7 protein-coding genes and 1 pseudogene are annotated in these 12,109 nt (G+C 66.5%); 6 read left to right on the forward strand and 2 right to left on the reverse strand.

Translation table 11 applies throughout. The annotated features are described in order from the left end of the window. Positions 1–51: 51 nt before the first annotated feature. Positions 52–951 carry a LysR family transcriptional regulator gene (locus AOZ49_RS24685; protein WP_054478338.1) on the reverse strand — a complete coding sequence of 300 codons (900 nt, stop codon included), beginning with the start codon at positions 949–951 and terminating at the stop codon, positions 52–54. Between the two features lie 83 nt (positions 952–1,034). On the opposite strand from AOZ49_RS24685, the gene AOZ49_RS24690 reads away from it, so the two are divergent. From AOZ49_RS24690 to AOZ49_RS33875, 3 genes and pseudogenes are all read left to right on the forward strand, one after another. Further along, on the forward strand, positions 1,035–1,877 hold the full coding sequence (locus AOZ49_RS24690; protein WP_231690438.1) for an alpha/beta hydrolase: 843 nt from the start codon (positions 1,035–1,037) through the stop codon (positions 1,875–1,877). A 152-nt stretch (positions 1,878–2,029) separates the two neighbouring features. Beyond that, positions 2,030–2,620 (forward strand): annotated as a pseudogene (locus AOZ49_RS33870) (Bug family tripartite tricarboxylate transporter substrate binding protein); the annotation flags it as partial. Between the two features lie 136 nt (positions 2,621–2,756). Next, on the forward strand, positions 2,757–3,014 hold the full coding sequence (locus AOZ49_RS33875) for a tripartite tricarboxylate transporter substrate-binding protein (protein WP_255353710.1): 258 nt from the start codon (positions 2,757–2,759) through the stop codon (positions 3,012–3,014). Positions 3,015–3,273: 259 nt separating this feature from the next. Here the strand turns inward: AOZ49_RS33875 and AOZ49_RS24700 are convergent, their stop codons facing one another. Next, positions 3,274–3,723, reverse strand: coding sequence for an Lrp/AsnC family transcriptional regulator (locus tag AOZ49_RS24700; protein ID WP_006388620.1), 450 nt, complete (start codon positions 3,721–3,723; stop codon positions 3,274–3,276). A 138-nt stretch (positions 3,724–3,861) separates the two neighbouring features. Between AOZ49_RS24700 and AOZ49_RS24705 the strand changes: the two genes are divergently transcribed. The 3 genes from AOZ49_RS24705 (at position 3,862) to AOZ49_RS24715 (ending at position 11,823) form a co-directional block, all read left to right on the forward strand. After that, positions 3,862–7,368, forward strand: a complete 3,507-nt coding sequence (locus AOZ49_RS24705; protein WP_054478372.1) for an indolepyruvate ferredoxin oxidoreductase family protein — start codon at positions 3,862–3,864, stop codon at positions 7,366–7,368. A gap of 303 nt (positions 7,369–7,671) precedes the next feature. Then, complete coding sequence (locus AOZ49_RS24710) at positions 7,672–10,602, forward strand: ribonucleoside-diphosphate reductase subunit alpha (RefSeq protein ID WP_054432833.1); 2,931 nt, start codon at positions 7,672–7,674, stop codon at positions 10,600–10,602. 21 nt (positions 10,603–10,623) lie between these two features. Next, the gene (locus AOZ49_RS24715) at positions 10,624–11,823 is read left to right on the forward strand and encodes a ribonucleotide-diphosphate reductase subunit beta (RefSeq protein ID WP_054478343.1); all 1,200 of its coding nucleotides are present in this window, start codon (positions 10,624–10,626) and stop codon (positions 11,821–11,823) included. Positions 11,824–12,109 lie beyond the last annotated feature (286 nt).

Below are 12,109 nucleotides of genomic sequence, written 5' to 3' on the forward strand. Positions count from 1 at the left end.
CCGCCGCAAAGCCCGTGTTTTAAGGCCTCAACGCGCAAAAATGCGTTGGTTTCAAGCGACACTGCGACCGCCGCGGGCGGCCTTGGCGCGCAGCATTTCCTCCATCCGCGCGGCGGCCGGCGACAAGCTGCGGCCGGCCAGCCGCGTGATGCCGAGCTCGCGCTCGATGCGCGGCCGGGCCAGCGGCACGAACGCCAGGCCGGGAGAATCCGGCGGCACGCCCAGCCGCGCCAGCACCGTCACGCCCACGCCGCGCTCCAGCATCGCCAGCAGCGACATCATGTTGGACACGAACACCTGGCGCTCCATCATGAACGCGGCCTGCGGATAGTCCGCCAGTTGCCGGTGCGCCACCGTGCCCACCAGCGGCAGCCCGGCGATCTCGCGCCACGTCACGGACTTGCGGCCGGCCAGCGGATGCCCCCGGTGGCAGACCAGGCCGAAGGCATCGCGCAGCAGCGGCTCGAACGCCAGCCGCCGGTCGCGCAGCACCGGGCTGCACACGCCCAGCTCGACCTCGCCCGCCAGCACCATGCGCTCCACGCCCTCCGAGTTGTCGTCGAACAGGCGCAGCGCCACCGCCGGAAACCGCTCGCGGTAGGCCGCCACCAGCTCGGGCAGCCAATGCGTCGCGACCGTCGCCACCGAGGCCATCGTCAGGGTGCCGGCCTCGTTGCTGGCCAGCCCCGCCAGCGTGCCCGCCACGCGGTCATGGTGCTCGACCAGTTCGCGCGCCAGCGGCAGGCAGTCCTGGCCGAAGCGCGTCAGCGCGTTGCCGTTGCCGCGCTCGAACAGCGGCTGGCCCAGGCGCTGCTCCATTTCACGGATCGACAGCGACAGCGCCGGCTGCGAACGGAACGCGCGCGCGGCGGCGGCGCGGAAGCTGCGCAATTCGGCCACCAGCAGGAAGTGCCGGTAGTGCGCAATGGAGAGTTCGGGCAAGGCGGGCATCGTGGCACCTGATTTGAGGAACTTATCAAATCATAGGAAAAATAAAGTTTTCTCATCATAGGGCGGCACTTAACATGGCCGCAATGACTACCGCGACCCTTTCCCCCGCCGCCGCCCGCGCCGTCGATCCGCTCGACTTCAGCCTGACCGACCGGCTGCCCGTCCGCCCCGCCGGCCAGGGCCGGCTGCTGACCGCCGCCGCGCCCAACGGCAGGCCCGGCCTGCTGCTCGTGCCCGGGGCCTATCACGGCGCCTGGTGCTACGCCCATTACCTGGACCATTTCGCCCGCGCCGGCCTGGCCTGCGCCGCCATCGACGTGCGCGGCCACGGCCCCTTGCCGCAGGCGCCCGGCTTCATCGACGCCGGCATCGCCGACCTAGCCGCCGACGTCGTCAGCGCGCTCGACCTGCTGGATGCGCCCACCGTCGTGGTGGGTCACAGCATGGGCGCCCTGCCCGCGCTGCTGGCCGCCAGCCAGCGCGCCGTCGCCGGCGTGGTGCTGATGGCGCCCTCGCCGCCCGCCAACCTGCCCGGCGCGCTGGGCCTGCCGCCCGTGCCGGCGGATACCGTGCGCGCCGTGCCCGCCGCCAGCGAGATCCGCGCCCGCTTCCTGGCCACCTCGCCGACGCGCGACGTCAGCGCCGTCATGCAACGCCTCAACCCCGAAAGCCCGCGCGTGCTCAACGACCGCTACCTGCTGCGCGTGCCCGTCGACCCCGCCGCCGTCACCGCCCCCGGCCTGTGCCTGGAGGCCGGCCTGGACACCCACGATCGCCACCCGCCCGGCCAGGACCGCGCCATCGCGCAGTTGTTCGGCTTTTCCCACGCCGTCCTCGCCGGACAGCCGCACTGCATGATGTACGGCGACGCATGGCAGGTCAGCGCGGACGCGATCCTCGACTGGTATCGCCAGCAGTTCGACTGAGCCGCGACGCCCGCCCACGCCAGACACACGCCCAGCCACCGACATCCGCCCACGAACCCCAGACCGATCCACCCGGCGCGCGTTCAGCGCGCCATGAAACACACCGCAAGCCATAGAACATGACGGCGCCACCGCCGCCCCAGGAGACAAGCATGACCCTCACCGCCCTCGCGCCCCGCGCATTCCTGCGCCACGCGCTCGCCGCCGCCAGCCTGCTTCTTGCCGGCGCATCCCACGCGGCCGGCTGGCCCGAAAAACCCATCACGCTGATCGTCCCGTCCGCCGCCGGCGGCGCCGCCGACCTCACCGCCCGCACCTTCGCCCAGTTCCTGGGCAAGCAGATCGGCCAGACCATCATCGTCGAAGACCGCCCCGGCGCCGGCGGCATCGTCGGCACCAATGCCGCCAAGAACGCCCCCGCCGACGGCTACACCTTCCTGCTGTCCACCAACTCCACCCACGCCGCCAACCAGTTCCTCTACAAGCGCCTGCCCTACGACGCGCAAAAGGACTTCGTGCAGATCGGCATGCTCGGCACCTTCGGCACCGTCGGCATCGTCGCCCCCGACAGCCCCTATCGCACCGTGCCCGAGCTGGTCGACTACGCCAAGAAGCATCCCGGCGAAGTCTTCTTCGGCTACTACGGCTCGTCCTCGCAAGTGCCGTCCGAACTCTTCAAGCAACGCGCCGGCATCAACATCGGCGCCGCCGGCTACAAGAACATCACCCAGATCATCACCGACCTGCGCGGCAAGCAGATCGGCTTCGCCTTCGTCGACTACCTGACCGCCATGGGCCAGATCGACGGCAAGGGCCTCGCCCCCCCCCCTCGCCGTCACCGCCGCCCAGCGCCACCCCGCCTGGCCCGACGTCCCCACCATGTCGACCTACTACCCCGACTTCATCGTCGCCGGCTGGCTCGGCATCTCCGCCCCCGCCGGCACCCCGCCCGACGTCGTCGCCAAGATGAACGCCGCCACCCAGGCCGCCGTCAACGACCCCGCCACCGCCGACAAACTCCGCGCCCTGGGCCTCACCCCCGAAGCCATGGACACCGCCCGCTTCGACACCTTCGTCAAGGAAGACACCGCCCGCTGGAAGGAATGGATCAAAATCTCCGGCATCCAGCCCCAGTAAGACACTCTATATATAGAGACAATCCCAAAACCGCCCATTAAGTCTCATCGTGAGCGGGAGCCGGGGCAGGCGGGGGATGGCGGGGCGTGTAGATTGCGCCCGAGGGAATCCGAAGGGAGCCGAAGGCGGACGAGGATGACAACGGGGCAGTCCGGAGCGAAGGCTCCGGACCGCAATCGTAGCCCCGCCATCCCCCGCCTGCCCCGGCTCCCGCGGCTAAAGAACCCAATCCGCCGCAAGAACAGACATAGAAGCCGCCCTACAAAGGCAACTTCAATTCATGCTTGATCTCCCGCAACGCCACAATCGTCCGCGTCTGCCGAATCCCAGGCATATTGAACAAGAACCGATGCAGGAACCGGTCATAAGCCTCCGGACTCTCCACCAGGATCTTCAGCAGAAAATCCGAATCCCCAGTCACCGCATAGCATTCGAGAATCTCCGGCGCATCCCGCACCGACCGCTCGAAGTTCTCCACCGTATTCGCCGAATGCCGCTCCAGGCTGATCTGCGCGAACATACAGCCCAGCCCCACCTTGCTGCGATCCACCTGCGCGCTGTAGCCCTGGATCACGCCGCTGGCCTCCAGCGCCTTCACCCGCCGCCACACCGGCGCCGCCGATAGCCCCACCTTGTCCGAAAGCTGCTGCGCCGAGGCCCGGCCATCCTCCTGCAGGGCCTTGAGGATGCCGATATCGGTCTTGTCCATCGTTTTGTCTCCTGTTTGGGTCGAAATTCCGCGAACACGAAATATTCATTGCGAATTATAGGGATAGCACGATCCGAAAACGCAATAAACCCGATGCCGCGCGAACCTATCATGGTGCCGACTACAGGAGCATTCATGATGGACGGCACTCCCGCCCCCGAGCCCACGCTGGACCTCGACTACCAGCTCGCCGACAACCTCACCCGCGAGACCGGCCGCATCTTCCTCACCGGCACGCAGGCGCTGGTCCGCATCATGCTGACCCAGCGCCGCGTCGACCGCGAGCGCGGCCTGAACACCGCCGGCTTCGTCTCCGGCTACCGCGGCTCGCCGCTGGGCGGCGTCGACATGGCGATGTGGAAGGCGCAGAAGGCGCTCGACGCCAACCAGATCTCGTTCCTGCCCGGCATCAACGAAGACATGGCCGCCACCGCCGTCATGGGCACCCAGCAGGCCGGCGTGCGCGCCGACCGCAACGTCGATGGCGTCTTCGCCATGTGGTACGGCAAGGGCCCCGGCGTGGACCGCGCCGGCGACGCCCTGCACCACGGCAACGCCGCCGGCGCCTCGCGCCACGGCGGCGTGCTGGTGGTGGTGGGCGATGACCACACCGCCGTCTCCTCCTCGATCCCGCACGCCAGCGAGGCCTCGCTGATCGGCTGGCAGATACCCATCGTGCACCCGGCCTCGATCGACGAATACGAAACCTTCGCCCTGTGGGGCTGGGCCCTGTCGCGCCATTCCGGCACCTGGGTCGCCTTCAAAGCCGTGTCCGAAACCATCGAAAGCGGCCACTCCTTCACCCCCGCGCCGGTGCGCGCCTACGACATGCCGGCCGATCCCGACCTGCCGCCGGAAGCGCTGGAATACTCCGCCCGCGACTTCCTGTCGCTGGCGGTCGAAACCCGCATGAACCTGCGCATGAAGGCCGTCGCCGCCTTCGCCCGCCGCCACAGCATCGACCGCCTCACCTGTCCGGCGCCCAAGGCCACCGTCGGCATCGTCACCGTCGGCAAGGCCCACCTGGACGCCATGGAAGCGCTGTCGCGCCTGGGCGTGGACACCGTCACCGCCAACGCGCCGGTGCGCATCTACAAGCCCGGCCTGACCTGGCCGCTGGACGCCGAGCGCATGCTCGATTTCGCGCTCGGCCTCTCGCACATCCTCGTGATCGAGGAAAAAGGCGCCGTCGTCGAGACCCAGCTCAAGGACCTGCTGTTCAACCTGCCCGAGCGCGCCACCGTGGTCGGCAAGAAGGGTTTCGACGGCGAAGCGCTGGTGCCGTCCGCCGGCCAGTTGCGCCCGTCGCTGCTGGCGCGGCCGCTGGCCCAGTGGCTGTCGCGCGCCGCCGGCCTGCAGCCCGGCATCGACCTGGCCACCTTCGACTGCCAGGACATGCTGTCCAACGACGCCGACGGCATGCGCCGCCGCCCCTACTTCTGTTCCGGCTGTCCGCACAGCACCTCGACCAAGGTGCCGGAAGGCAGCCAGGCGCTGTCGGGCGTGGGCTGCCACTACATGGCCGCCTGGATGGACCGCGACACCGGCGGCCTGACCCAGATGGGCGGCGAAGGGGTCGACTGGATCGGCCTGTCGCGCTACACCAAGATGCCGCACATCTTCCAGAACATGGGGGAAGGCACCTACTACCACTCCGGCTACCTGGCGATCCGCCAGGCCGTGGCCGCCAAGGCCAACATCACCTACAAGATCCTGTTCAACGACGCCGTCGCCATGACCGGCGGCCAGCCGGTGGATGGTCCGATATCGGTGCCGCAGATCTGCCAGCAGCTGCGCGGCGAGAACGTTGCCCGCATCGTCGTCACCAGCGACGAGCCCGAGAAATACCAGGGCGTGGACCTGGGCGCCGGCATCAAGGTACACCACCGCCGCGAGCTCGACGCCCTGCAGCGCGAACTGCGCGAGATCCCCGGCGTCACCGTGCTGATCCACGACCAGACCTGCGCCGCCGAAAAGCGCCGCCGCCGCAAGAAGAACCAGTTCCCCGACCCGGCCCGCCGCATGCTGATCAACAGCGCCGTGTGCGAAGGCTGCGGCGACTGCGGCGTGAAATCGAACTGCCTGTCGGTGGTGCCGCTGGAAACGCCCTACGGCCGCAAGCGCGCCATCGATCAGTCCAGCTGCAACAAGGACTACTCCTGCGCCGAAGGCTTCTGCCCCAGCTTCGTCTCGGTCATGGGCGGCAAGCCCAGGAAGAGCGCCGCGCCCAAGGCCGACCAGGAACGCCTGCAGCGCCTGATCCAGCAACTGCCGCTGCCGCAGGCGCCGGCGCTGGATCGTCCCTACCGCCTGCTGGTGGCGGGCATGGGCGGCACCGGCGTCATCACCATCGGCGCCATCGTCTCGATGGCCGCGCACCTGGAAGGCCTGTCGGCCGCGGTGCTGGACCTGACCGGCCTGGCGCAGAAGGGCGGCACGGTGGTCAGCCACATCCGCCTGGCGCCCGCGGGCGCCGCCGCCGGCCCGGTGCGCCTGGACTGGCAGCAGGCCGACGCCGCCATCCTGTGCGACCCGGTCGCCGCCGTCGCGCCCGATTCGCTCGGCGCGCTGCGGCGCGGCCACACCCGGGTCACCGTCAACACCTACGTCGCGCCGGTGTCTGATTTCACCCGCAATCCGGACGCCGCCATGCGGCCGGAGGCGCTGCTGGCCAAGATCCGCCATGCCGCGGGCGACGATCACACCGCCGCCATCGACGCGCACGAAGCCGCGCTGGCCCTGTTCGGCGACAGCATCCTGTCGAACATGTTCATGCTGGGCTACGCATGGCAGCGCGGCGGCGTGCCGCTGTCGCAGGCCGCCATCAACCGCGCCATCGAACTGAACGGCGTCGCCGTGGCCGCCAACCGCGCCGCGTTCGACAGCGGCCGCCTGGCCGCGCACCAGCCCGACGCGCTGGACGGCGCGCTGCGCCCGCGCGCCCAGGTGGTGCAACTGCATGTGCCGGAGAGCTTCGAACGCGCCGTGGCGCGCCGCGTCGACGACCTGACCGCCTACCAGGACGCCGCCTACGCGCAGGCCTACCGCGACGTGGTCGAGCGCGTCGCCGCGCGCGAACGCGAGCTGGCGCCCGACGCCAAGACACCGCGCCTGGCCATGGCGGTGGCGCGCGGCCTGTTCAAGCTGATGGCCTACAAGGACGAATACGAAGTCGCCCGCCTCTACACCGGCGAAGCCTTCCAGGCCCAGCTCAAGGGCCAGTTCGAAGGCGACTACAGCCTGCGCTTCCACATGGCGCCGCCGATCTTCGCGCGCAAGGACCCGCGCACCGGCGTGCCGCGCAAGGTGACGCTGGGCCCGCGCACCATGACCGCGCTCAGGCTGTTGACCCGCTTCAAGCGCCTGCGCGGCACCTGGTTCGATCCGTTCGGCCACACCGCCGAGCGCAAGATGGAACGCGCGCTGGTGGGCGAGTACCGCCAGACCATAGACCAGTTGCTCGCAGGGTTGAATCGCGACAACCTGGCGCAAGCAGCTACAATCGCCGCCCTTGCAGAAACCATCCGCGGCTTCGGCCACGTGAAGGCCGCGAACGTCGAGAAGTACAGGACGGAGCTGGCCCGCTCGATGCAGAGCTATACGGCGCCTGCCCCGCGCGATGTACCCCTGCGGAAAACCGCATAAACACTCGCGCTGAGCGGCATTCTCCTGGGCGCGCCTTGCTAGGCGCGCCCAGTGCATTTAGTAACAATGTTTTGGGAACCTGATCCTATCTTCTTCTTGTAGCTGTCGTACTCGATCACTAGAATTAGTGTCCAACGAGGGGTGCTACACTACATGTTGTGGTCGCCTAACCGCTGATACTCGTCGGCCACGCCATACGGATTCGTCCGTCCAAGCGTTGCGCCCCCCTCAATAAGATCCAATTTCGTACCTGACATGACGTCGTCATGTCGCTATCTACGCGCTTTTCGCACAGGAGCTTCCATGCAGACTACGATCGCCTCTGTGACCCGGCCCTCGGCCGTGCCGCCCTCTCAAACCGATTCCCCTGCCGACGCCAATGGCGGGCAATGGGCCAGCTACAACATCATTCGCCGCAATGGCTCGGTGGTCGGGTTCGAACCCGGCAAGATCGCCATCGCCATGACCAAGGCGTTCCTGGCCGTCAATGGCGGCCAGGGCGCGGCCTCGGCCCGCGTGCGCGAGCTGGTTGAACAGCTGACGACCCAGGCCGTCAACGCGCTGGTGCGCAACCGTCCGGGCGGCGGCACCTTCCACATCGAAGACATCCAGGACCAGGTCGAACTGGCCCTGATGCGCTCGGGCCAGCATGACGTCGCCCGCGCCTACGTGCTCTACCGCGAAAAGCGCACCCAGGAACGCGCCGCCGCCGCGGCCGCCGAAGGCCAGCAGAAGGCCGACACGACGCCGCAGGAAAACGTGCTGCACGTCACGGACGCGGGTGTCCGCCGTCCGCTGGACATCGCCGAACTGCGCGCCACCATCGTCGCCGCCGGTGAAGGCCTGGCCGAATTCATCGACTCCGAAGCCATCCTGAAGGAAACGGTCAAGAACCTGTACGACGGCATCCCCGTCGACGAAGTGTTCAAGTCCGCCATTCTGTCGGCGCGCGCGCTGGTCGAGAAGGACCCGGCCTACAGCCAGGTCACCGCCCGCCTGCTGCTGCACACGATCCGCAAGGAAGTGCTGGGCGAAGAAGTCTCGCAGGACGGCATGGCCGCCCGCTACGCCGAGTACTTCCCCACCTTCATCGCCCGCGGCATCGAAGGCGGCCTGCTGTCGCCCGACCTGGCCGGCTATGACCTGACCAAGCTGGGCCTCGCCCTGAACGCCAAGCGCGACCTGCAGTTCGGCTACCTTGGCCTGCAGACCCTGTACGACCGCTACTTCCTGCACATCCGCGGCACCCGCATCGAACTGCCGCAGGTGTTCTTCATGCGCGTGGCCATGGGCCTGGCGCTGCGCGAGACCGACCGCGAAGCCCGCGCCATCGAGTTCTACGAGATCCTGTCGTCGTTCGACTTCATGAGCTCGACCCCGACGCTGTTCAACTCGGGCACCCTGCACTCGCAGCTGTCGTCGTGCTACCTGACCACCGTCTCCGACGACCTGGAAGGCATCTACGACGCCATCAAGGAAAACGCGCTGCTGGCCAAGTACGCCGGCGGCCTGGGCAACGACTGGACCCCGGTGCGCGCGCTGCGCAGCCACATCAAGGGCACCAACGGCGAAAGCCAGGGCGTGGTCCCGTTCCTGAAGGTCGTCAACGACACCGCCGTGGCGGTGAACCAGGGCGGCAAGCGCAAGGGCGCGGTCTGCACCTACCTGGAATCGTGGCACCTGGACATCGAGGAATTCCTCGAACTGCGCAAGAACACCGGCGACGAGCGTCGTCGCACCCACGACATGAACACGGCGAACTGGATTCCCGACCTGTTCATGAAGCGCGTCATGGAAGGCGGCGAATGGACCCTGTTCTCGCCGTCCGACTGCCCCGACCTGCACGACAAGTACGGCAAGGCTTTCGAAGAAGCCTACATCGGCTATGAAGCGCGCGTTGCCAGCGGCGACCTGAAGCTGTTCAAGAAGATGCCGGCGCTGAACCTGTGGCGCAAGATGCTGTCGATGCTGTTCGAAACCGGCCACCCGTGGATCACGTTCAAGGATCCGTGCAACATCCGTTCGCCGCAGCAGCACGTCGGTGTGGTCCACAGCTCGAACCTGTGCACCGAGATCACGCTGAACACCAACGAATCGGAAATCGCGGTTTGCAACCTGGGTTCGGTGAACCTGGTCGCGCACATGAAGCCCGCCGCCGGCGGCGGTTTCGAACTCGACCACGAGAAGATCAAGCGCACCGTCAGCATCGCCATGCGCATGCTCGACAACGTCATCGACATCAACTACTACGCCGTCGAGAAGGCCCGCAACTCCAACGCGCGCCATCGTCCGGTGGGCATGGGCATCATGGGTTTCCAGGACTGCCTGCAGATGATGCGCGTGCCGTACGCCTCGCACGCCGCCGTCGAATTCGCCGACACCTCGATGGAAGCCGTGTGCTATCACGCCTACTGGGCCTCGAGCCTGCTGGCTGAAGAACGTGGCCGCTATCAATCGTACGAAGGCTCGCTGTGGTCGCGTGGCATCCTGCCGCAAGACACGTTGAAGATGCTGCGTGACGAACGCGGTGGTCACGTCGAGGTCGATGAATCGAGCACGCTCGATTGGGATGCGTTGCGCGCGCGCATCAATCAACACGGCATGCGCAACTCCAATTGCATCGCAATCGCCCCAACCGCGACTATTTCCAATATCATTGGTGTATCTGCGTGCATCGAACCCACTTTCCAGAACTTGTACGTCAAATCGAATCTCTCCGGCGAGTTCACGGTCGTTAACGATTACCTCGTGCGTGACCTGAAGAAACTCGGTCTCTGGGACGAAGTCATGGTCGCCGACCTCAAGTACTTCGACGGCAGCCTGTCCCGCATCGATCGCGTACCTTCCGAACTCCGCGAACTCTACGCCACCGCGTTCGAAGTCGAACCGAGCTGGCTGGTGGAATGCGCCTCGCGTCGCCAGAAGTGGATCGATCAAGCCCAGTCGCTGAACATCTACATGGCCGGCGCCTCCGGCAAGAAGCTGGACGACACCTACAAGCTGGCTTGGAAGCGTGGCCTGAAGACGACCTATTACCTGCGTACCCTTGGCGCCACCAGCGCCGAGAAGTCGACGGGACGCGGCGGCGAACTGAACGCCGTCAGCGCCGGTGGCCAGTCCACCGCCGCCCCCGTGTCCGCTGCACCTGTTTTGCCGGAACCCGAAGTTCTCGGGGCGGTTTGCACCATGCGGCCGGGCGACCCCGGCTTCGAAGAGTGCGAAGCCTGCCAATAAACCGCCTCCGGAGAATGAATCATGATTAATTGGGAAGACGACACCCTCGCCACGCAACCTACACAAGCCCCCGCGCCCGCGGCGGGCGGGCAGGCTGCGCCCGAAGTCCGGGCGGCGACCGGCGTGTTCGGCGACACCGCCATGCCGACCCCGGCCGCGCCGCAGCATGCGGCCGGCCTGACGGCCAGCGGCAGCGCCACCTCGCAACGCGTGAAGGTTGCCGACAAGCGCATCATCAATGGCGAGACCGACGTCAACCAGCTGGTGCCGTTCAAGTACAAGTGGGCATGGGAGAAATACCTGGCCACGTGCGCGAACCACTGGATGCCGCAGGAAATCAACATGTCGCGCGACATCGCCCTCTGGAAGAACCCGAACGGGCTCACCGAGGACGAGCGCCGCATCGTCAAGCGCAACCTGGGTTTCTTCGTCACGGCCGACTCGCTGGCCGCGAACAACATCGTGCTGGGCACCTACCGCCACATCACGGCGCCCGAATGCCGCCAGTTCCTGCTGCGCCAGGCCTTCGAAGAAGCGATCCACACGCACGCCTATCAATACATCGTCGAAAGCCTGGACCTGGACGAAGCGGAGATCTTCAACGCTTACAACGAAGTGCCGTCCATCCGCGCCAAGGACGAGTTCCTGATCCCGTTCATCGACGCGATCGCGGACCCCAACTTCAAGACGGGCACGCCCGAGGCCGACCAGACGCTGCTGAAGTCGCTGATCGTCTTCGCTTGCCTGATGGAAGGCCTGTTCTTCTACGTTGGCTTCACGCAGATCCTGGCGCTCGGTCGCCAGAACAAGATGACCGGCGCCGCCGAGCAGTACATGTACATCCTGCGCGATGAATCCATGCACTGCAATTTCGGCATCGACCTGATCAACACCGTCAAACTGGAAAATCCGCATCTGTGGACGCCGGAATTCCGCGAAGAAATTCGAGAACTCTTCCGCAAAGCGGTCGAACTCGAATACGCTTACGCCGAAGACACGATGCCGCGCGGCGTGTTGGGCTTGAACGCTCCCATGTTCAAATCCTACCTGCGCTTCATCGCCAACCGTCGTTGCCAGCAAATCGGTATCGAACCGCTGTACCCGCAGGAAGAGAATCCCTTCCCGTGGATGGCGGAGATGATCGATCTTAAGAAGGAACGCAACTTTTTTGAAACTCGCGTGATCGAATACCAAACCGGTGGCACGCTGAGCTGGGAGTAACGTAGTTCGCCTTCGGGCCCGGCGCGGGCACGCTCTGCCAAAGAGCGTCGCGTTCGCGCCAGGCTCGAGGACGATCTCCCAGGTCAGGGTGTTTTCGAACACGTAGAACAAGCGGTAGGCGGTCTGTGATCAGACTGCCCACCGGCGCCATTTGAAATGGCTCGCGCCAAAGGAGCGGGGGCCATATCAAATGGCTGTGCCGAATTCATTAGCGCAAACCGTAGTAGCTGTTGCTCGCACAGAACAGCGGCATGCGCCGATGAATAGCCCGGGCACGGTTCGCCTT

It is taken from the genome of Achromobacter sp. 2789STDY5608615 (assembly GCF_001298995.1).
GTDB lineage: Bacteria > Pseudomonadota > Gammaproteobacteria > Burkholderiales > Burkholderiaceae_B > Achromobacter > Achromobacter insuavis.